Below are 22,363 nucleotides of genomic sequence, written 5' to 3' on the forward strand. Positions count from 1 at the left end.
ATACCTAGTAAAAAAATGGACCTTTCGATAAAACAAGATTCACAATTTTTTCGTACCGTGGCTCTCCCTAAAAATTTTTAACATAACATCAGTAACTCTAATAAATGCAAAAAAAGCTGCTACACCTACACCAATCCAAACTACAGCAAACCAGCTATTAGGCTCTTTAATAAAAAAACCAATAACTCCGGCCCCACAAAAAGATAAATTTAACCAAACTGCTTGACTAATATATGAAACCAACTCGTTAATATATCCTGATTCTCTTAGCCTCTGAATAATGGGGGAATCCATACTAATAAGAATAGCTTTACTCGTGGCCAAGAATCCAACAAAAATACCAGCAACACTAAGTGTTGAGGATAACAACCCCTTATCTGCTGGAAATTTCAATGCAAACAAATACCACAAGGCACTTCCAATGACTCCAAGCAAATAGGGGTATATATATTCAAAAATTAGCTTCATATTGTTAGCAAACTCTGCCAACCATTTCTGGCTCGCTCTAGTGCAGACCATCGCTGTTCACGCGGAAGCCTCAGATCAGGTCCAGTACTCAAATCATTAAATTGTACGCAAAGCCTATGACCCAGTAGATCTAAAACTTCTATACTTGAGTCATGGTCTTCCTTTCCTGATACCTCAAGCTTCTTAACAGCATCTACATTTTCACCAAACATGTTTACCAAATCAGTAATAACGCTGCCCGCTCTATCAGATAAACTTCTATCTTGCCCACTTCCAACAGATACCTCTATCTTGAGTTTGTCCGCCCCCATATTCGCACCAAAATTAAGAGCCTCAGATAAAGAAACTCCTCGCGCACGATCTTGTGCAGTCATTTTTGTTGCATCAATGGTAAATGCAAATTTTTTCGTTAAAGATTGCCTCGCAAGACGACGCTCAACATCAAGATCCAACTTTGGACGAAATGTAAAAACATTTACACTGGCTTCATCATAGCAGCTCAAATACTGCGAAATAATACCTGCTCTTACACCATGATGATTGTACTGGGTTAATATGTAACCTGTTTCAGGGTCATAAAGAGCAGCTGTTTCTTCTCCAAATCCACCCTCTACATCAAATTCAAATCCTTCTACCTCAGAATCTCTGCTAACTCGACCTGGACCAGCAGAAGTGCGAATTCGAACAAAATCCATTAACCAAATTCCATCTCTCCTTTCTATAGACTCAGCTCTCAGCTCCATCGAATTTATAGTACGAATTCGATGGCGAAGATTACCTTCCCCCTCAACTTGAGTTAGTACACTCTCCAGCTCAGCACTGTCACTTCTTCTATCTACCTTGAACGCGTGTACTTTCATTAACAGTCCTTCTTAAACCCGGCAGCTTGATATATTTAGTATTTTTATGAAACGCCTGAAGCCACAAAGGCCATGCTCTTCAATAGAACCCTAAGATTACATTTGCCTAAAAAGGAATACCAGATATCTAGTTACTTATGAAAAGAAAAAACCTTTAAGCATCACAAGTGCATTAACCTCTTGGTGTTTTGGCAAAACCATCAGGAGCTGTTAATACAAGAAACAGATGCACAAAAATAGGAGTAGATAGAACTAGAAGCAGAAGCAGAAGCAGAAGCAGAAGGGAAGCCCTTAAAGCTAGAAAAGACTGAAAAAACTCTAAGCAAAAAAAAGGGCCTGAAAGGCCCTTTTTTGTCACCCGTAAGTTTGTGTACGGGTTTATGTGCAGTTTGTGTACACTTTGCAGAAGTTGATTTCTCTTCCTCTACAACCCCTTGAAGTACAAGGGAAATTTGGTGGAGCTAAGCGGGATCGAACCGCTGACCTCAACACTGCCAGTGTTGCGCTCTCCCAGCTGAGCTATAGCCCCAAATTTTGTTGCTTGACGTTTTCGTCGAAAGCGGGGCGCATTTTAGCAAGATTCAGACGCCTGTCAACAGAAAAAATAACTTTTTAATCAATTAGTTAGCTGCCTTGGCTGCAGCCCCCGGAAGTCGTCACTTCCGGGGGGAATCTCTATGCGCGAATCGGACCTATTCGAGTCCGGCGTACTCTTTCTCCCAGCGCTTCAGCACCTTCTTCCCGGCGCCGCCAAGTACCTCGATTGCCTGACGCAGGCGCGCGCGGCTGAGATCGGGGCCCAGCAGTACCATAGCTTCCATTACCGAGAAGGAGGCGGTGGTGCCACTGATGGCGACAAACAGCGGGGCGTTGAAGTCTTTCAGCTTGATCTCCATCGCTGTGGCCAGGGCCTTCACCGCTTGGAAGATGCTGTCCTTATCCCAGCTGCGCAGGGCTTCCAGGCGCCACAGGGCAAACTGGAGCAACTTCTTCTGGTCATCCAGGGGCAGCTTGTTGCCGCTGAAGCTCTCTTCGCTCAGGGGCAGCTTGCCGGAGGCGAGGAAACTGACCAGCGGGGCAAAGTCACCAAAGGTCTCCATGCGCTCTTTCGCCTGGGGAAGAACCTTGAGCAGATTGTCGCGATTAAACATCCACTCGGTGAGACGGTCGGCCAACTGCTCGTTTTCCAGCTCGCGAATCCACAGGCCGTTCAGCCAGGACAACTTCTCCACATCGAATACCGGGCCGCCGAGAGAAACGCGCTGGATATCGAAGTGCGCCAGCATTTCTTCCAGGGAGAACTTCTCGCGCTCGTCAGGCATAGACCAACCCATGCGCCCCAGGTAATTCAGCAGGGCTTCCGACATAAAACCGGCGCGCTGGTAATAGAGGATAGAGGTAGGGTTTTTGCGCTTGGACAGCTTGGTCTTGTCCGGGTTGCGCAGCAGCGGCAGGTGGCAGAGCACCGGCATATCCCAGCCGAAGTATTCGTACAGCAGCTGGTGCTTGGGTGCGGAGTTGATCCACTCCTCACCGCGCAGTACATGGGTGATCTCCATCAGGTGATCATCCACCACATTCGCCAGGTGGTAGGTGGGCATACCGTCAGACTTGAGCAGAATTTGCGCATCTACCTGGGCCCAGTCAATCTCGATGGTGCCGCGCAGCAGGTCTTCCACCACACAGGTGCCGGTCTCGGGCACGTTCATACGCACTACATAGGGCGCTCCGGCAGCGCGGCGCTTCTCGACTTCCTCTTCCGGCAGCGCCAAGTCACTGGGCTTCAGTGAAGTGCGCCCGGCTTCGCGCAGCTCTTCACGCAACTGGTCCAGCTCTTCGGCAGTGCGGTAGCAGTGGAAGGCGTGTCCTTTTTGTACCAGTTCATCGCAGTGCGCTTTATAGATATCGCCGCGCTCACTCTGGCGGTAGGGGCCGTGGGGGCCTCCGACATCCGGCCCTTCCTGCCAGTCCAGTCCGAGCCAGCGCAGGCTGTCGAGAATGGCCTTTTCCGACTCCGGGGTACTGCGCTGCTGGTCGGTATCTTCAATGCGCAATACAAACTGGCCGCCTTGCGCGCGGGCAAAGCACTGGTTGAAGAGGGCAATGTAGGCAGTACCAACGTGGGGATCACCGGTTGGAGACGGTGCTATTCGGGTTCTTACGGTCATGATAAACCTGATTGATAAATGAAGGACTGGTTAAACCGCAGGATTATAGCGCTGGCCGGGCCCCGGGCACAGGCGGGGTTTTCCCTCCAACAAGAGCATTTGCGCGCCACAACCGGTATCTTACCGTTTAATTACGTGACATATGTCACGAAAAAAGTATTATTGCCGCCATAAACAAGAGATAGCTCGACTAACGCATTACCCGGAATTTTGTCGGGGTTTCTGCCAGCAGCTCTCTCCCAAGAACGATAAATTGATCGCTCAGGATGGCAATACCATGCAAAAAAACGCAGTTCGCACGCTGTTTTCCGCTATTGCAGCGGGCACGCTTTTCAGCATTTCCGCAGGCTCAATCGCCGAAAGTGTCACCGCTTCTGAAAGCAGTGAGATCACTCTGTCCTTCACACCCTCGATCGAAATCACCCGTGTCGACAACGTCGCCATTGCTGATCCCGCTCTGGGTACTGATGCCGTCGGCATTGAAGACTTCTGTGTGGGCGGTCTGGGCTTCTCCACCTACAGCATTACTTTTGAAAGTAACGACACTAATAATGATTCTGAGTTTAGCCTGACCGATGACGGCACCAACCATATCCCCTACAGCGTTGGTTTTGATAACAGCACCTCAGGCACTTTTACCACGGTTGTGGCAGGGGATGCGCTGACGGGCCAATCTCGAAATATTGCCTCCTGCGGTTCCAGCGATAATGCCCGCTTCCAAATTACAGTGGCCAACAGCGACTGGGAAACCTCAAGCGTGCTAAATGGCACCAGCTACTCGGATATCCTGACGATCACTGTCGCCTCCGAATAAGGGGGAAGGGCAACCGTCCCTGCCAACTATAATTTACAATGACAGGACGTTACCTGAAGCGCCTTGCACTGGCCTTGTGTCTAGTGCAGGGCCACAGTATTGATGCCTCTGCCGCGACCGCAGCCACTTTCCTACTGGAAACCGCTGCTCCTGAAGGGTTTGACGATCTCACCAAACCCCAGCAGCTCGTAGTGGATCTCTACTACGGCGGCCGGGAAATCGGCGCTGCGCAAGTTACCGTAGACCCGCGTTTTATTCGCTTTAACTCCCCGTCTACAGTATTGCAGCTGCTGCCCGAGATTCAGGATAGAGAGCGAATTCTCACCGCGCTCAAACGGCCCCTGGAAAAAAACAGTCGCTATGTATGCCGCTCGAACCGGCAAATTGGCTGTGGCTATTTAATGCCCTCTGAGTTTGCTGTTATTTACGATGAGCAGCACTACCGGCTCGATCTTTTTTTTTCGCAAACCCTGTTGCCGCAGCAGGTGGCCATCGATGATCCCTATTTGCCCGAAGCGAGTTCCCAGTTTTCCGTAGTGCAAAACCTGAACGGCTCCTGGAGCGGTGTTGAAAGTGATTGGGGCCCCGATAGCTATACCGCCGCACTAAGCGGTAACACCATTGTCAGTTTTGCTGAGAGCGCTCTGCACTCACAGTGGTCACTAGCCACAGAGCAGCGCAGCCAGATCAACAATCTGTACTGGAGCCGGGATTTTCGCGGGCGCGCCTACTCAGTTGGACTCTTGCAGCCCCAGGGCGGCTTTGGCTATTTCCGCCCACAGGAAGCCTTTTACGGGCTGGAACTGCACACCTCCCAGCGCACGCGCACCGATATCCGCCACCAACAGGGCGCGCCGGTTGAAATTAATATGCCTGTGCGCGGCAGGGTTGAAATATACCGGGACGAGCGACTTGTCCACACCGAACTGCTGGAGGCCGGTAACCGCCTGTTAAACACCTCCACCCTGCCCCACGGCGCCTACGATATCGAGGTGCGCACTTACGATGAGGCGGGGCGGATACTGAGCCGGCATATCGAGTTCTTTGCCAAGGATTCGTTACTACCCGCCCCCGGAGAGTGGTTCTGGAGCTTCCAGGCGGGTCTACCCACCCACAACTTTAGCGATAGCGCACTACCGGAGTACTATCGCGAAGGGATTGTGAGCGCCTCTGTCGCACGCCGCTTAAGCACGGGACTCGGCCTTTTTGCTGCCGCTACCGCCGCCGAAAAGCAACAGTGGTTTGAAGTGGGAGGGCGCTGGATTGGAGAGCACCTGGAGATATCCCCAAGCTTGGTGACCTCCGATGATGGGCGCAGCGGCTACCGATTACAGGCACTGCTAAAAATGCCCTACGCCACCCTCAGCGGGATTAAAACCCAGCTGGATGCCGACACAAGCCCCTTCAACGGTGATACCTATTCATTGCTACCTGGCAGCTATGCACAAACCAGTTTGAGTTTGCGCACCACGGTGTTGGGCGGGCAGCTGTCGCTGAGATTCAGCGAGCGGGACCAACTCCAGAGCCTGATTCCCGGCGCTATTGACAGCAGCAGCTCCCTGAACGGGGCCCAGCGGTTAAAAACCCTGGAGTTCCAACACCCTATTTTTAAGAGTGCGCACTGGCTCGGCAGCGCTACGCTATCCCACAGCGATGCCGATGGCGAGCAATACACTCGCCTGGAAATTCAATTCCGCATGCGCTCCAAACACTGGCAGCACACCGCCCACCTCTACAGCGATAGCGGTGAGCAAAACGCTAGCGATGGCGGCGAGCGATTTGCCCTGCAAAGCCACTGGTACGACCGCGATCTGTGGGCCGCAGAATTTGAACAGCAACTGTCTATAGAGAAATCCTCAGAAGCCCACTACCTGGAAAGCCGCACACACCTGGCCGGGCATTACGGGTATGTCAATGCAGCGGTGGGGCTTTACGATAGTGGCGAGGGGCGTGCGCTCAACTATCTCGGTGGTTTCAGCAGCAACTTGATTGCGACCCCAAATACCTTCGCCTGGGGCGGCGAGCAGAGCTTACAGAGCGCCGTAATTGTGGATATCGAAGGCAGTGAGGGGAAAGACTTCGAGGTTTTGGTGAATGGCGGCCGCCGAGGTTACGCCAAGGGCGGCAGCGCATCGGTGATTAATCTGCCGGCCTTCCACAGTTACGACCTGTCCCTAAGACCGCTGGAGCAGGGCTTTTTCGATTACCGCGAAACCTCGGAAACCATCACCTTGTATCCCGGCAATGTGGGCTCCGCCAGTTACCAGATATTGCCGCAAATTCTGCTGCTGGGGCGGCTGACCAGCTTTGGCCAGGGGCTGGCAGATACAGAAATTACGATCGCAGGGCAATCGGTCAAAACCGATCGCTACGGTGTTTTCCAGTTGGAATTTCGCAGTGAGCAAAGTGCTTTCGCGCATACCCAAGTCCGTTGGGGCAATTGCACCGCTTCCGCCAAAATCTCGTCCTCTGGCGATAGCTGGCTCAACCTGGGCACCATAGAAGAGTCCGAGGCAAACTGCCAAGTCGAACAGGGCGCGGAGGTAACCAGTGTCCAGCATTAAGAATTTCCCCTGCAACGGTTTTGGCCTCGGCGCCGGGCTGCTGCTCCTTCTGACTAATATGCCGTTACAGGCCCAGGTTAACTGCTCAAGCAATGACGATTTGCGGGTTTGCGGCCTGGAGGCCTCCCACACGTTAGATTATGAATCAGAGCCGAAAGAAATTCAGTTTACTACCCGCAGCCGCCTTGGCAGCTGGAGCCTGCGCTACGATGTAGAAGTGACACCGCTCGCCGGTTCTACTTTTTCTCTTTTTGCAGACAGTGGCGAGCAGCTGGCTATTGATATTGCCTTCCAGGCAAACAATGGCAGTACCGCAACACTCAGCCCAGCCACTCAGTCCACCACCTTTGCCGGAACCAGTGACGACGCCGATACCTATTTAATCATCGAGCTCGACAGCAGCCAGGTCCCCTCCTCCAGCCGCTACTCCGCCAGCTTTGAGATGACACTGAATAATTATTTTCTTGTCTGGGGCGCCAGCAGCGAAACGGTTCAATTTGATATCGTACTGGAAGTGGAGCCCAGTATCGCAATCCGCAACCTCGGCGATATTGACCTCAGCAACAGCGGCATAGTGTTTGGCCAGGCTATTGAGGGCCGTGAAGATTTTTGCATTGGCGGTATCGGATTTAGTGGCTATACCGTCAACCTATCCAGTGCCAATGGCAGTACCGGCGGCGCTGGCAGCAGTGCCTATACCCTGGGGGGAAACAGCGAGCAAATCCCCTACAGTGTTGCCTTCTCTGACAACCTGGCCGCGACGTCGGGCCTATCACCGGACAGCCTAGGGGATATCCCCGCCAGTTTCAGTCGGGGCGCAGATGAAAGCTGCCTTTCTGATAACGCCCGGATTTATATTTCTATTGCCCCCTCTGACTGGGAGAATGCCGGGGAGCCTTTTTATACCGATATACTGACAGTGACCGTCAGCAGCCAATAATTTTGGCAAGCGTAATAAACGGCCTTTATAGCACCGCGCGGACAGTCATACCCATATCAGCCGTCAATAGGCAGGCGTATTCTCTCACTCTGCTGACCGCGCAGTAAGACTTTAAGTTCGCCCCCGGGGTAGCGCTTGGGGAGTTTTATACTGGTGCCGGCATACAGACGCCCCACCTGTGATAACGCCTGGCACTCCCCCTCAGTGGGGCAGTATTGAACCTCGACCAGCTCTACATTGATATTGCCGCTATTTATCAGCTGGTGAACCCCTTCTTTCTCGATAAGTTCTACCTGGTAGTGCCCATCGAGCGGCTGTACAAATACCAGCGCTTGATAGGCAATTAGAATCTTTAACGCAGTCTGGTCTGACTTGACCTCACCGACAACAGGCTTAAAGGTCACCCGGTAAACTTGTTCCTGCTTGAGATCCCTATCCAGGGCAACCAAACGGAAACGACGCTTTTCCCCCGGCGCAAGCACGGCTTTTGCTGGGCTGACCAAAAGCTTGAACTCATCCGGGTTGAGAACCCGAACCCGGCTTTCATTCACTCTACCCGGGTTGTCAACCCGGAAAACTTCAGTCTTGAGATAGAGATTCTGTTGATCCGGGTTCACGACCACAATATCGTCTCGCGAGCTGGGCTTATCATCAAGATAGACAATAACTTTATCCAGGCTCATCGCTGCAAATGCCGGCTCCACGAGAAATAACAAGCCTAGAAGCAGTCTTTTCATTACAAAATCTCAATTCGAAAACGCATGCCACAGGGGCGATAGAAATAGCTTAACTAAAATTTTCTTACGATTAAGCTGCCCGTCACCACAAGACAAAGCACAGGCAAACAACGAGACCAAACATATAAAAACATTCACAGCCAAAATATAAGCATAAGCAATATATTTAATACAAAAGCAACCAATGGGATCAAAAGCCAACAATAAAAAAGATAAAAAATATATTTTGGTCAGAAAGATAAAAGTTGCTTAGCATTAGATGCCAATAGCACAAATACGCAAAAAAACATCGTGAAAAAAATAAATCGTCTTGTAATATCCACACCACTACGGAACTGACCAACAATCCTAAAAAACAATTCCGCACTCCGTAGTCACTATCAATATTGGAGACCAAATAATGAAAAACGTTTTGTGCAAAGCGGTTCTCTCTGCTGCAATTATTTCAGCATCCGCGACTTCTTTTGCTGCCACTGACAGCGCCAGCAGCAAAATCAGCCTGGAGTTCACGCCTGTAATCGAGATTGAATCCGTTGAAGATGTGGCTATCAAAAATCAAGAACTGGGTGCGGATCTTCGCGGTATCGAAAACTTCTGTGTCGCCGGCATGGGTTTTTCTACCTACAGTGTCACTTTTGAAAGTAACGACGGTAACAACGACGATAAATTCACCTTGCACGATGGCCAGGGTGTTGAAGTACCTTACAGCGTAGGTTTCGATAACAGCCTGCTGGGTAGCTTTACCGGCGCTGAAGAGGGTACCCCTCTGACAGGCAATACCCGCAACGCTATTACCTGTGCTGACAACCACGACAACGCGCGCTTTGAAATCAATATCGCGAATGTGGATTGGGAAAACCAAGCCGTAACCAACGGCACCCACTATACCGACACCCTGCTTATTACCGTTGCCAGCGAGTAATTCAATAGTGGCCGGGCTTCCCGGCCACACTTCCTATGACAAAGTTATCCCGCACAACCACCTCGCCAGCCTTGGCACTTATTCTCTGCCTGTTAATTACGCAAACCAAGGCCAGTGCTGCCGCCCTTTTTCTTGAAACCGCAGAACCCGCCGGGTTTGCTGATATCGCCGCACCCCATGCGGTACTGGTAGACCTGTATTATGGCAGCCGCCGTATAGGTGCCGTAACCATTAACGCTGATATCAACACTATCCAGTTTGCCAATTTAGAGGAAGTGCTCGCTATTTTACCGGCCACAAAGGATGACGCCCTGGTAACAGAGCGAATAAAGCGTCCCTTTGTGCGGCATGCAGGTTCCATTTGCCGTATGAACTCAGAGGAAGGCTGTGGATTTCTAACCCCCAAAGATATCTCTGTTATTTACGATGAAGAGAATTACCGGGTAGATGTATTCTTTTCCCCAGATTTACTTTCTGTTGAAGCGGCATCTGTAGAAAAATTCCTGCCCCAATCCAGCAGTCGCTTCTCGGTTGTACAAAACTTCAGTGGAACCCTTTCCGGCAGCCAAAACAGTGATGCGCTTAATGGCTATAACGCGGCTTTAAGTGGAAATACGATAGTCAGTGCAGGGGAAAATGGTATTTATTCAAGTTGGTACTTAACCAATAACAGCGACAATAAACTCTCATCCCTATACTGGAGCAGGGATTTTCGCGGGAGAGCCGTCTCTGCCGGTCTTATACAGCCGCAGACCGGCTTTAGCTACTTTCGGCCACAAAATAGTTTCTACGGTTTTGAATACCGCAGCTCACAGCGCACCCGCACAGATATCGACTACCAGCAGGCCTCTCCAGTTGAAGTCAATATGCCTCTGCGCGGCAGAGTTGAAATCTACCGTGCCGGCAGGTTACTGCACAGCGAATTAATGGAAGCGGGCAATAAACTCGTTAACACGACGACATTGCCGTCCGGTGCCTACGAAATCGAAATACGGACACTAGACCAAAGTGGTCGGCAAATTTCCCGATCGGTGGAGTTCTTTGTAAAAGACTCCCAGTTAACGGCCCCAGAGGAATGGCAGTGGGATATGCAAATCGGTATGCCTGTAGAGCTCTACAGTGATAGCAGTATACCAGAGTACTATTCTGAGCCCATGGCGCAGGGCAGTGTCACCCGCAGAATATCCCCAAACCTTGGCATAACGTCTTCTATTGCGTTAAGCAATAATCAACAGGTCACTGAGCTGGCTGGGCGCTGGGTAGGCCGCTATTGGGAATTCACTCCTAGCTATATCGCCTCCTCCGATGGGCGCCGGGGCTATCGCTGGCAGGCGCTTATAAAAGCCAAGCGCTTTACGATTAGTGCCTCCCTGGCACATATGGATGATGCGCTATCTGACGCCGACACTACCGACGAGTTACAGCTTCTGCGATCGGGATTTCAACAGCGCACGATCAATTTACAAACCCAGTTACTCGGCGGACAGTTTTCTGTACGACACAGCAATAAGCGCTGGAGCAGCCTCGATAGCGACAGTGAGGTTGCGGAAGAGTATGACTACTGGAGCGCCAACAACCTTACAACCATAGAGTATCAGCGCACTTTTCTTTCCAGCGGGCGCTGGCTGGGCAACGCCACCCTCAGTCATAGTGAGGCTGACGGTGTCGGCTTTACCAGCCTCGGCTTTCGCTTTTACCTGCGCAACCACCGCTGGCAGAGCAACGCCTCATTGCGCAGCGACTACAGCGCAACGAACAGTCGCAACCACCAACTAGCGCTACAAACCAAGTGGAATGACTTGGACCTCTGGGCACCGGTATTTGAGCAGCAGTTCAGTGCCGAATCCAGTACTGATGAGCAATACCTTGAAAGTCGTACCCGCTTCTCTGCAAGCAGTGGGCAGCTCAATAGCGCGGTAAGCTATAGCGATCGAGAGACGGGTAATTCTCTCAACTATCTCGCCAGCTTTGGCTCCAGCTTTGTATTTACACAGAATCAATTTTCATGGGGCGGGGAAATCTCGCGCAATAGCGCTGTGATTATAGATATCGAAGGCAGTGAAGAGGAAAAATTTGCAGTTCTGGTCAATGGTAATCGGCAGGGATACGCTATCGGCGGTGAAAGTTCACTGATCAACCTGCCCGCTTTCAACACCTACGATATTGCGCTAAAGCCCCTAGGAGCCGGCTTCTACGATTTTCGCGAGAAGAATCAGCAATACACGCTGTATCCGGGCAATGTTGTTATCGCAGATTACGCCATCACCCCGGTTATCGTTACCACCGGGAGACTTATCCACAATGGCCACGGTATCAAAGACACACCACTCTCTGTTGCTGGCAACAAAACCAAAACGGATGAATATGGCATTTTTCAGCTGGATATCAGTCTGGAGCGAAATTCGCAAAGCAACCTGGAGATCAAATGGGGTAACTGCTTAATGACATTAGCTCTCAAACCCTCCAGCGAAGATTGGCTCAATCTCGGCACTATTGAGCAAGAGCAAGCCCACTGCCAAACCCGTGTATCTAGCGGGGAACTCGATGCTTAAATCTCTCAATCACGGTCAGACTTTGTCCCTGGTACTGATCGCGCTAGTCTTCAGTTTATGCTCAGCCGCGAGCAAAGCGGCCTGCTTGATCAATCTGAATGCCATTGATGTCTGTGACCTCCAGGGCAGCCACACAATTGCCCCTGTAGCCAGCAGCCAAAACATCCCTTTCTCCATTCAAAGTACTTATGGCGGCAGCCCGCGCCCATTTGGTGTGAGACTCGCTACGGATGCAGGGGGGAGTTTCCAGCTCCAGTCCAGTGAGGGCGAGAGGATCGAGATAAAGGTCTCGCTTAAAATAGGGGAAGAAATTCACCGCTTGCAGCCAGACCAGTACCTTGGCGAATTTAGTCGCTCCAGAAATGTTACCGATGCAGACCTTATTATTGAGCTGGATGCAAATCGGGTCTTTAGTTCCAGTCTCTATACCGGGAATTTTAGTTTAACCGTTATTCAACCCAGCACCAGCCCAGGGATTTCTTACACCACTGAATTTTCGATTGTTCTCTCGGTCGAGCCGGAAATCACCATCCAAAATCTCGGCGATATAGCGCTTATTAAAGATGGAACTACCGCTGAGCAGGCGCTATCTGCCAGTGAAGATTTCTGTATCGGCGGGAAAGGATTTAGCCAATATCAAATAAGTCTATCCAGCAGCAATGGCGGCAGTGGTGACTTTCGCTTAAAAGGCAGCGAAGACAGCCTCGCTTACTCAGTGGTATTTAGCGATAATCTTTTAAGTTATTCTGGCAGTTCTCCAGATACCTCAGGGAAAATTTCAACCAACTTTGAGCTAACCTCCCCTCCCGAGTGTGGCAGTGATAACGCGCGCCTCACCATCAATGTGCCTTCCAGTGAGTGGCGAACGGCGAGCGAGGCAAAATATACCGATATTTTGACGATTACCGTTGCGGCACAATAACCCGACGATCAAGTAATCAATTATCGCAAGGCAGGCTTCTCTGTCTTGCGATACCCTCAGTACAATAGCGCGGGATTCTTAGAGATAAATACACGGGTAATCGCCCGGAGTTTTAAACTCCCATTTAACCTACCTTTGCCCCACCCTTGCCCCCTGCAAGCGGGAATACTCACCGGGATTGTCTGAGAAAAATATCTCAACATAAAAAACCAAAACAAAATACCTATTTTATTAACCGCGCAAACCTCTAATATTTATTTAAGCGATCAGAAATGGCTCCACACCAGGAAGTGATGCCCTCTTAGTTTCTACGCCAATGTTTTAGTATTGTGCGGCATATGGAAGAAGTACTATGGATAGTTGTATTTTTCGCGCCTCACTCCTCTTTATCAGCACACTTCTCGCCGCCAACAGCGCCACAGCCGAGACTGATAGCGCCAATAGCCAGATTACACTGACATTTAGCACCATCGTCAACATCAACCTCAGTGAGGTTGACAATCTAGTTATAGCGGACCCCACCCCCGGGCAGGATGCCGTGGGCATAGATCCCTTTTGTATTTCCGGGGATGGATTCAATACATTTAGCATTACTTTCGAAAGCAATGACGGTAATTCTGACCCTATATTTATGTTAACAGACGGCAATATCAGCATTCCCTACGATGTAGCCTTTGCCAACAGTTTAACCGGCAGCTTTACCCCCGTAATATCAACCGTCACCTTAAGTGGTAACTCCATTAATGCACAAGACTGCACCAACAATAATGCGCGCTTTTCGATCACAATACCAAACCTAGTCTGGAACAACCCAACTATCACCAATGCCGGCCCCTACTATGACACGCTGTTAATCACGGTGGCCTCAGAATAAAAATCAACCGCATTATCTGCTGTAATTAATCTACTGTAAAAATTATCGCCATCAGTCGCTCAATCGCACTCCAGGTATCGCACACAGAAGAAAACAGCACAAATTCACCTATACTTATACTTCTTATAAGTCTTGCTCCTGGCATATACACTCTCCAAATAATCCCATAAAAAGACACCCAAGATATCTTCGGAAAAACCTATGCATTTAAACCCTCAAGCAAGCAAAATTTAACAACTACCCTTGCGTGGCCAAGCAGCAATTCGGCAACAAATAAGTTTAATGGACTCACAAAAGGCAGCCAAAATAACGATGCCTTTTCAAAGTAAGGACAAGTTTGTATGAGCACTAAGAGTTTCCGTCGAGCCCTCCTCGGCGGCGCAATAAGCTGTTTCGCCTTTATTATATCCCCGGAAATACTTGCCCAGGTCACCGACACAGGCAGCTCGGATATAACCCTAAACTTTACAGAATCCGTTAGTGTGATGAATGTGGGCAATGTCACTATTACCGACCCCACAACGGGAACAAACGCCACCTCAATTGAACCTTTTTGTATTTCCGGGGTCGGCTTTTCCACTTTCGAGATCACTTTCGAAAGTAATGACTCTAACAATGACACCGTATTTGAACTTACCAACGGCACTAATACGGTAGACTATACTGTAGGTTTTGATAACAGTCTCGTCGGCTCCTTTACCACAGCTTCCGAGGGCGTCGCTATGACAGGACAAACTCTAAATGGGGTAGCCTCAGACTGCTCTTCCGACAATGCCCGCTTCGAAATTACTATTGCCAATGTAGACTGGGAGAACTCGACCACTCAGAGCGGTAGCGGCTATGCCGATACACTGTTAATTACGGTAACTTCTGAATAACCTCAATTTGGCGGCTGGAAACCAGTCGCCTACCAGGCGCCCTATGACAACAAAAATAACCAACCGGGTTGTTTTTGCCTTCTGCGCAATGTTAGTGATTTCTTTAGGGGGTATTGCAGAATCAAAAGCCAACCCGATAATTGAAACGGGAATCCCCAAGGGTTTCGAAGATCTCAGCAAACCGCAATTCATTTTGGCGGATCTATACTATGGCGGTCAAAAAATTGGTACGACGCCAATTACCGTACACCCAACCTATATTACCTTTAACAGCCCCATGGCTGTATTTGATTTACTGCCCCAATCAACAAACCCCACACTGATTGCACAACTGCTGCAAAAACCTCAGGATAAAAATGCACATCGAATCTGCCAAAACTTAACGCAAATAGATTGCGGCTATCTAGTGCCTGAAGATTTCGCCGTTATCTACGATAGCGATCTGTATCGCCTGGATATCTTCTTTGCCCCTGAGCTACTGCCGCAGCAGCAGGCCATTGCCAGCCCTTTTTTGCCCGCTTCCAGCAGCGGGGCCTCCCTAATACAAAATCTCAGCGCCACCTGGTCTGGCGTCGACTCGCAAACTCATGGCAGTAACTACAGTGCCACCTTAAACGGAAATACGATTATCGGTTTCGGCGAGCACGCCCTGCGCAGCCAGTGGCACTACCTGGATGAACAGGGCTATCAAGTCAGCAACCTGCACTGGTCCAGGGATTTTCGCGGTAAAACCTACTCCGCCGGTCTCTTTCAACCCAGCGGTAATTTTGGCTACTTCACCCCGGCAAAATCCCTCTTTGGCTTCGAATTTCGCAACTCCCACAGAACCCGCACCGACCTGTCCCACCGGCAGGGGGCGCTTATTGAGGTGAATATGCCGGTGCGGGGGCGCATTGAGGTCTATCGTGAAAATCGCTTGATCTATACTGATTTACTGGATGCCGGAAACCGTGTCCTTAATACCTCAAACCTGCCCAGCGGGGCCTATGAAATCGAGATTCGCACATTCGATGAGTCCGGCAGACCTCTCGGCACATTTATCGAATTCTTCGCTAAGGATTATTACCTGCCCGCACCCGGGGAGTGGCACTGGGGCTTTTTAGCGGGTATGCCCACCAAGGTAACGCCCTATCGAGGCTTACCCGACTACCATAACGAAGGTTTCCTGCAGGCCTATTTAGGCCGCAGAATTTCCGATAATATCGCTCTATTCTCGTCTGTGTCTGCCTCTGAGAGCGAGCAGGTATTTGAACTTGGCGGGCGCTGGGTTAGCTCACTGTTGGAGCTATCCCCCAACCTTATACTCGACGGCAAGGGGCGCAAAGGCTATCGGCTGGAAGCGCTGCTCGAAACCTCCTGGTTCACTGTAAGCGCCTCTAGTGTCAAACTGGATAACAGCGACCCTGTCTACAGTGATGAAAATTATTCAATATTAAACAACGGCTTCTCACAGCGGAACTTTAGCCTGCAAACGCAACTCTGGGGCGGAAGCCTTGCGCTCAGATATAGTGAGAGAGATAGATTTACCTTGCCAGGCGCGAGCAGCTTCGACGACAGCAGAAATAAGCTCAGCACTCTTTCCTTTCAACGCGCAATTCTCAAGGGGGATAACTGGCTGGGGAACCTGACCTTCTCCTATAACCGCTCCGATCACGAAGACTACTCAAGTATTGAGTTTCAATTTAGACACCGCAGCAATCACTGGCAACACACCGCCAGCCTCCAGTCTGAATACGGCAACACCCCAGACGGGGCCCCCCACAGAATTACTTTTGATAGCCGCTGGCATGACCGCGATATATGGGCCATGGAAGTGGAGCAATCCTTCGGTGCGGAAACCCATAAACACGGTTATCGCCTGGAGAGCCACTCTCGCCTGTCCGGCCGCCAGGGATTTATTGATACCGCTATCAGCCTGAGCGATGAGAATAACCAGCGCGTCAGCAACTATCTGGGCAGTTTTAACACCAGTCTTATGACTACGGGGAAACAATTTGCATGGGGTGGGGAGCGAGCACTGGAAAGTGCCATTATTGTCGATATCGATGGCAGCGACAATAAAACCTTCGAAGTACTTGTCAACGGTTCACGCCACGGTTACGCGAAGGGTGGCGGCCTATCGGTGGTCAATCTACCGGCCTTTAACAGCTATGATGTCTCTCTGCGACCACTGGATGACGGCTTTTTTCAGTACCGGGAAAAAAGCCACGCTATAACCCTATACCCCGGCAATATTGCTGAAGCTTCATACAATATCCAGCCGTTATACGTGATTATGGGCCGATTAACCTCCTACGGAAATGGGCTGCCAGACACTTTAGTCAGTATTAACAATTACCAGGTAAGCACGGATCAATATGGCGTTTTTCAACTGGAGGTCCCGATAGATATTCAGGATTCTACCCAACTGGAAGTTAAATGGCTCACTTGCACTATCAATCTACAAGTGGAGGATTCCGGGGCAAACTGGATCAACTTGGGCACACTTCAACAATCCGACGACTACTGTCTACCCGCCTTTAGCCTGAGCAAACACGATGAACAACCCTAACAAAGCCTCTCTATTACACCTTTTATTTTGGACAGTACAGATTGCAATACCAGTTATACTACCAGCCTCTCTTGCCCACGCCAGCTGCACCGGTGATAGCAACCTGCGCACCTGCAATCTCTATGGCGAGCACAGTATTCGCTATGAAACCGTAAGAAAATATATCAGCTTTACTTTGCTCAGCAACAACGCCAACCAGGCCCAGCCCTTTACTCTTAAAGTGACTCCAGCAACCGGCAGCCACTTTCGCCTGTATTCCGATAGCGGAGAGCCGCTTGATATAGACCTGTCACTCTCTTACCGGAACCATTATTCAACGCCGTTGCTCCCCAATAAAACAAGCGATCAACTCTCGGGCAGCCTCAGCGACCTAAACAGCAAACTTAATATTAGCGTCAATTCCTCGACAGAGATTTTATCGACAAATTACCGTGGCAGCTTTCAAATGGAGCTTGTGCAGTATATGAATGCAACGCCAATAGACTCACACACCGTCGACTTTACCATTGCGCTGGAGGTGGAGCCCAGTATTTCCATTAACAATCTGGGCAATATTTATATCAATGGCTCTAACTTTCCCCCCGGGCAGGATATAACTGGGTATGAAGATTTCTGCGTTCAAGGTATTGGCTTTAGCAGCTATCAGGTAAGTTTATCTAGCCGCAATAGCCTGGCGCGAACGGCGCAGAGAGCCTCTATGTTCCTGTTGAGCAGCCCCGTTGAAAACCTCCCCTATGCCGTATCATTTACCGATGATATGAGCCAAACAAGCGGGGCAAAAACATTAAGTAATGGGATTGCCCTAGGTACTCTCACAGAAAGCCTGTCTGGCCACTGTGCAATAGACAACGCCAGGATTATGGTTACTATTCCCGGAGGGGTTTGGGAGGGAGCTAAGAGTTCCTACTATACAGATGTGCTCACCGTCACCGTGACCGGGCAGTAGCCCCCGCCAATAGAGATTAACAACCCGTCGCAACTAGCTACACATGCTTAGATGCTCTGTGCAACAGAGGCATCAGGGAGTTATGCGGAGGCTTCCCGAGCTAAGTAAAGTTATCCATCGAGCGGAAAGCGAACCCGCTGGCTCCGCTTGCCGCGCAATAGCACCTCCAGCTCACCACTGTGCGGCTTACCTGCAACATCGATACTGGTACCCGCATAGAGTCGACCTGCAGTGTCGAGTTTTTCACACTCGTCCTCGCTAATACAGTGGCGTACTTCAACAACTTCTACATTAATATTGCCGCTATTTGAGAGGCGGTAAGAGTCCCCCTCTGCAATCAAATCCACTTGGTAGGCCCCGCCTTCAGGCTGTACAAACACCAGTGCCTGATAGGCCACGAGGATTTTTAGCGCAGTCTGCTCCGTCTGTATATCGCCAACGACCGGCTTAAAAGTGACCCGGTAAACTTTTTCCTCCTCCAGATCACGATCCAGCGCCATCACGCGAAAGCGCTTTCTTTCACCGGGAGCTAAAACTGCCTTGGCGGGGCTGACCAGGAGTTTAAACTCTTCGGGGTTAATCACCCTTACTCTCTTTTCATTCTCCCGACCGGGGTTATCAACTCGAAATATTTCTGTCTGCACATATAGGGTTTCTTCATCTGGGTTGCTGACAACCACATCGTCCCTCGCGCTGGGACCATCCTGTAAATACAGGAGAATCTTATCTACAGACATCGAAGCCATAACCGGTTGGGCAAGTAGTAGTACGAGTAATAAAAATGGCTTTTTCATTGGAAACTAGCTGACCTTAAATGTTCTTATCATGGGTTCTGTGCCGGGCTATTTTACCGGGATCTGATACCGGTAGTCATGAGCAAGATAGTTATTCTGCCCTAATTATCAAGCGCGAGTACCCCTTTAGCTGCCGCTCTGACAGACACCGGCTATTGTCCAGAGAAATCGTGCGCTGTACCCCCGGCGCCGTTAGCGAAATACTAATATGTTCAGCCGGCATATTCCGCAAACAAAGTGCCCGTGAATTATCTACCTCTCTCTGCTGCCAGGCGATATTGGGCGGAAAAATTAACATGATCTGCGCGGTCGCAGATTGAGAGCTACCTGCGGCAGAGACGGGCTCTACCAGCAGAGAGGCACAAATCAAGGCAAGCGATACTACAGCCAGCTTTAATCTACACACAGACGGGCCCTACCTCTTACAGCGCAGAGAGACAACTTCTGCACAGACTACAAATGGGTCATCCGATTTAATTTTAGTTCGATAACCTAACAGGGAGGGGCATATTTCGCCCCCGCAGACCTTGCAACAGCGGCGGCACCGTCTATTTTTCCTGTATGACCCGGCTCCCGCTTAAGTCCGGCTCATCTCTGGGGCAAAGGCCAAATTGCGCCAAATTCCAGACGACAATAACACCCGTTTTTCGGACCAGACTCTCATGCTAATTGCACATCGCGGCGATAAGACCCGCCAACCGGAGAATACGATTGCTGCTTTTGAGGCGGCCCATAATCTGGGGGCTTGCGCCATTCAGTGCGACATCCGCTTCAGCGCTGACGGCACTCCCTGGTGCTTTCACGAGGACAGTCTGCCTATCTCCGACAGCGACCAGCCCCAGGTCTTCCACTCTCTACTGGACTCGCAGCTGCACCACCAGTCACTCAACCGCTTTATCGAACTGGTAGACTGGGCCAGCTGTCACCGCCACCTGGATTGGTTTGTCGGCATCTCCCCGGCCAATATTGCCCCGCTGGGTTTTATACCGGCGGTAAAAAAGCTGATGGAATTGATGCGCAATGAGAATGAGTCTTTCGCACTGCTCTCCACGGACTGCCGCAGCCTCCGGGCTGCACGCAATATAGGCTGGCACCGGATTGCCCTGGAGATCAACAGTGTCTCCCGCTGCCTGTCTGCCGATATCGTCACTTCGGCACCGGAGTATCTATTGATTCGCGACAGCCATGTCGAGTGTGACGAACTACCTCCTGGGCCCTGGCAGTGGGTTGTCTATGAGATTAACACCACAGAAGAGGCGGTTCTCTGGCGCAAGCGCGGCGCCCACCACATTCTCACCGGTAATTTACCGCTGCTGATGCGCTCCCGGGAAGCAAGCGATGTCTACGGATTTTGATGTCTTAGTGGTCGGCGCCGGTATACAGGGAGCCGGCGCCGCCGAAGCCCTGGCCTCAAATCACTATTCAGTGGTCATACTCGAACAGCTGGGTATCGCCGCCGCCACCTCCTCCCGCTCGTCCAAACTTATTCACGGCGGCTTGCGCTACCTGGAGAGCGGCCAGTTCCGCCTGGTCTACGAGTGTTTGCGGGAGAGAAAGTGGCTGCTGGAGAACAAGCCTGAACTTGTGCGCATGGTCCCCTTTTATATCCCTGTCTACCAGCACAGTAAAAGGTCGGCCTGGGTAGTCCGCCTGGGGCTGAGCCTGTACAGCCTGCTGTCTGGGCTGAGCAATACCGACTCTTACTTTCGCAAAGTGCCCCCCTCCCAGTGGGATAGCCTGCCAGGTTTGCAAAGGGAGGGCCTGATGGAGATTTTCCGCTATAACGATGCACAGACCGACGATGCCGCCTTAACCCGGAATGTCGTTGCCTCAGCGATTACCCACGGGGCGCAGCTTATCTGCCCCGGTAGCTTGGTCGGCGCAGAGGTGACCGGCGATGGGGTCCGCGTAGACTATGTCGCTAACGGCAAGCTCAATACATTGCGCACCCGGGCGCTGATCAATTGCAGCGGCCCCTGGGTGGCCAACACCAATGCTCGCTGTACACCGCCGCTCGCCCTGCCTCCGTTCGATTTAGTCGCCGGCACCCATATTTTATTGCCCCTGTCTCTCGGCGATAAAATCTATTATGTGGAGGCCGATGACGGCCGCGCCGTTTTTATTATGCCATGGCGAGATAAAACACTGGTTGGCACTACTGAGCGCCCCTATTTTGCTGATCCCCGGGATGTCACCCCTACCCCTGAGGAAGAGAGCTACCTCCTACAGACAGTGCAGAAGTATTTTTCTCAGGCACGGCGACTCAGCGAGGAAGATATTTGTGAGAGTTATTCCGGGCTGCGGGTACTTCCCGAGATGGCCAAAAGTCCTTTTGCACGCTCCCGGGAAACGATTATTTGCAGCGATAATAATAAACAACCGAGAATTCTGGCGGTGGCAGGTGGAAAGTTAACAAGCTATCGCGCCACTGCGTGTAAATTACTCAGCAAACTTGAACCCACCCTGTGCGCGCAACCGCCTATTCTACCCAATACGCAAGCTTCAAAAACCGCAAGTAGCTCCTCTGAACGCGAGCGCAATATCTAAATTATTATTCGGAAACCAGAAAGGTTGGGGGGGCAAGAAAAAAGCCCCCAGAGATCGCGACTAACCTTCATCCACACTGGAATTCATTACGGCTAAACAGCGGCTGCCCGGACCGCTACAGGGCCCTTGCAACAGGTAAGTGACACGCTTATCACAGCCAGAAACCCCATAGGTTCTGCCCCCCAGTTGCTGAATGGTGATTGAGTCCGCATCACAGTTCAAATCAAAGGGAGCCCTCTTGGAAACAGTTTCTTCCATCAGTGAAGCACAGCCCCCCAAAACCAATACCACAGCACCTATACCGATTAACTTAAGCTTCATACTAAATTCCTTTTATCCGTCTGTATTGTTAAGGCGCCTTTGCAAAGCCAAAATAGGCAACTAATTAAAGCGCTGGAAACTTTCCAACTCAGGGGCTCAGTATAAAGGCGAAGTCATTCGATATTCCATCACGACAACTTTTCAACCGATAAGCACAAGCCAGCGCTTGCCGATATCAATACCACCCCGCTCCAGCTTATAGCCCCTGAATATCTATCCGCATTACAGCAGTCGTTACAGACGCAACCGAATAGACTCAACCTCCGCTACCCAAGTCCATACAGCGGCTTCTCCGGCACCTATACCGAGTAGGGGCGTAAGTTTCACAATAAAGTCGCACATCGACACAGGCATCCTATATAATGGCAGCTACTCTGTTTTTATTAGTATTTTGCGCCACCATTTATGTCCGAATTTAGTACCCACCGTTTCTGTACCGCACCACTACTGGATTAGACCTATACTAAAAAATCAATCAAAATCAATGGGTTAGCTCATTCTATTT

Annotated in this window: 18 protein-coding genes and 1 tRNA gene; 12 read left to right on the forward strand and 7 right to left on the reverse strand. The window is 50.6% G+C overall.

All coding sequences use genetic code 11. The features are described from left to right. Positions 1 to 39: 39 nt before the first annotated feature. The 4 genes from ACJJIK_RS10865 to gltX form a co-directional block, all read right to left on the reverse strand. On the reverse strand, positions 40 to 468 hold the full coding sequence (locus tag ACJJIK_RS10865) for a hypothetical protein (RefSeq protein WP_444942747.1): 429 nt from the start codon (positions 466 to 468) through the stop codon (positions 40 to 42). Next, positions 465 to 1,328 (reverse strand): DUF6731 family protein, encoded by an 864-nt coding sequence (locus tag ACJJIK_RS10870; RefSeq protein WP_444942748.1) that lies wholly within the window; start codon positions 1,326 to 1,328, stop codon positions 465 to 467. Before ACJJIK_RS10870 ends, ACJJIK_RS10865 begins: the two co-directional genes overlap by 4 nt. A 453-nt stretch (positions 1,329 to 1,781) precedes the next feature. Then, positions 1,782 to 1,857, reverse strand: a tRNA-Ala gene (locus ACJJIK_RS10875). 163 nt (positions 1,858 to 2,020) lie between these two features. After that, positions 2,021 to 3,496 (reverse strand): glutamate--tRNA ligase, encoded by a 1,476-nt coding sequence (gene gltX, locus ACJJIK_RS10880; protein ID WP_444932192.1) that lies wholly within the window; start codon positions 3,494 to 3,496, stop codon positions 2,021 to 2,023. A 277-nt stretch (positions 3,497 to 3,773) separates the two neighbouring features. On the opposite strand from gltX, the gene ACJJIK_RS10885 reads away from it, so the two are divergent. From ACJJIK_RS10885 to ACJJIK_RS10895, 3 genes are read left to right on the forward strand one after another with little or no spacing between them, the layout of a single operon-like run. Further along, positions 3,774 to 4,310, forward strand: a complete 537-nt coding sequence (locus ACJJIK_RS10885; protein WP_444942749.1) for a hypothetical protein — start codon at positions 3,774 to 3,776, stop codon at positions 4,308 to 4,310. Positions 4,311 to 4,348: 38 nt separating this feature from the next. After that, positions 4,349 to 6,874 (forward strand): TcfC E-set like domain-containing protein, encoded by a 2,526-nt coding sequence (locus ACJJIK_RS10890; RefSeq protein WP_444942750.1) that lies wholly within the window; start codon positions 4,349 to 4,351, stop codon positions 6,872 to 6,874. Continuing rightward, the gene (locus ACJJIK_RS10895) at positions 6,861 to 7,814 is read left to right on the forward strand and encodes a hypothetical protein (RefSeq protein WP_444932195.1); all 954 of its coding nucleotides are present in this window, start codon (positions 6,861 to 6,863) and stop codon (positions 7,812 to 7,814) included. Before ACJJIK_RS10890 ends, ACJJIK_RS10895 begins: the two co-directional genes overlap by 14 nt. Before the next feature lie 56 nt (positions 7,815 to 7,870). Here the strand turns inward: ACJJIK_RS10895 and ACJJIK_RS10900 are convergent, their stop codons facing one another. After that, the gene (locus ACJJIK_RS10900) at positions 7,871 to 8,551 is read right to left on the reverse strand and encodes a fimbrial biogenesis chaperone (protein WP_444932196.1); all 681 of its coding nucleotides are present in this window, start codon (positions 8,549 to 8,551) and stop codon (positions 7,871 to 7,873) included. 400 nt (positions 8,552 to 8,951) lie between these two features. Here ACJJIK_RS10900 and ACJJIK_RS10905 point away from each other — a divergent pair, with 400 nt between their 5' ends. From ACJJIK_RS10905 to ACJJIK_RS10935, 7 genes are all read left to right on the forward strand, one after another. Continuing rightward, a complete protein-coding gene (locus ACJJIK_RS10905) occupies positions 8,952 to 9,473 on the forward strand; it encodes a hypothetical protein (protein ID WP_444932197.1) in 522 nt (173 codons plus the stop codon). A gap of 35 nt (positions 9,474 to 9,508) precedes the next feature. After that, positions 9,509 to 12,025 (forward strand): TcfC E-set like domain-containing protein, encoded by a 2,517-nt coding sequence (locus ACJJIK_RS10910; RefSeq protein WP_444942751.1) that lies wholly within the window; start codon positions 9,509 to 9,511, stop codon positions 12,023 to 12,025. Further along, positions 12,018 to 12,947: a hypothetical protein gene (locus tag ACJJIK_RS10915; RefSeq protein WP_444942752.1), complete on the forward strand. Its 930-nt coding sequence runs from the start codon at positions 12,018 to 12,020 to the stop codon at positions 12,945 to 12,947. The genes ACJJIK_RS10910 and ACJJIK_RS10915 overlap by 8 nt, the downstream gene beginning before the upstream one ends. A gap of 352 nt (positions 12,948 to 13,299) precedes the next feature. After that, positions 13,300 to 13,821, forward strand: coding sequence for a hypothetical protein (locus tag ACJJIK_RS10920; RefSeq protein WP_444932200.1), 522 nt, complete (start codon positions 13,300 to 13,302; stop codon positions 13,819 to 13,821). A 341-nt stretch (positions 13,822 to 14,162) separates the two neighbouring features. Then, positions 14,163 to 14,699, forward strand: coding sequence for a hypothetical protein (locus ACJJIK_RS10925; protein ID WP_444942753.1), 537 nt, complete (start codon positions 14,163 to 14,165; stop codon positions 14,697 to 14,699). A gap of 43 nt (positions 14,700 to 14,742) precedes the next feature. Continuing rightward, positions 14,743 to 17,250 (forward strand): TcfC E-set like domain-containing protein, encoded by a 2,508-nt coding sequence (locus ACJJIK_RS10930; RefSeq protein WP_444942754.1) that lies wholly within the window; start codon positions 14,743 to 14,745, stop codon positions 17,248 to 17,250. Continuing rightward, positions 17,237 to 18,196, forward strand: a complete 960-nt coding sequence (locus ACJJIK_RS10935) for a hypothetical protein (RefSeq protein WP_444932203.1) — start codon at positions 17,237 to 17,239, stop codon at positions 18,194 to 18,196. Before ACJJIK_RS10930 ends, ACJJIK_RS10935 begins: the two co-directional genes overlap by 14 nt. Positions 18,197 to 18,306: 110 nt before the next feature. Here the strand turns inward: ACJJIK_RS10935 and ACJJIK_RS10940 are convergent, their stop codons facing one another. Next, positions 18,307 to 18,990, reverse strand: a complete 684-nt coding sequence (locus ACJJIK_RS10940; RefSeq protein ID WP_444942755.1) for a fimbrial biogenesis chaperone — start codon at positions 18,988 to 18,990, stop codon at positions 18,307 to 18,309. A gap of 662 nt (positions 18,991 to 19,652) precedes the next feature. Here ACJJIK_RS10940 and ACJJIK_RS10945 point away from each other — a divergent pair. Together ACJJIK_RS10945 and ACJJIK_RS10950 are read left to right on the forward strand one after the other, a co-directional pair. Continuing rightward, complete coding sequence (locus tag ACJJIK_RS10945) at positions 19,653 to 20,345, forward strand: glycerophosphodiester phosphodiesterase family protein (RefSeq protein ID WP_444932205.1); 693 nt, start codon at positions 19,653 to 19,655, stop codon at positions 20,343 to 20,345. Then, complete coding sequence (locus ACJJIK_RS10950) at positions 20,329 to 21,537, forward strand: FAD-dependent oxidoreductase (protein ID WP_444942756.1); 1,209 nt, start codon at positions 20,329 to 20,331, stop codon at positions 21,535 to 21,537. Before ACJJIK_RS10945 ends, ACJJIK_RS10950 begins: the two co-directional genes overlap by 17 nt. A gap of 60 nt (positions 21,538 to 21,597) precedes the next feature. Here ACJJIK_RS10950 and ACJJIK_RS10955 read toward each other — a convergent pair whose 3' ends face one another. Continuing rightward, positions 21,598 to 21,858 (reverse strand): hypothetical protein, encoded by a 261-nt coding sequence (locus tag ACJJIK_RS10955; protein ID WP_444942757.1) that lies wholly within the window; start codon positions 21,856 to 21,858, stop codon positions 21,598 to 21,600. Positions 21,859 to 22,363 lie beyond the last annotated feature (505 nt).

The sequence above is a fragment of the Microbulbifer regidiadema (SeqCode) genome (assembly GCF_052466995.1).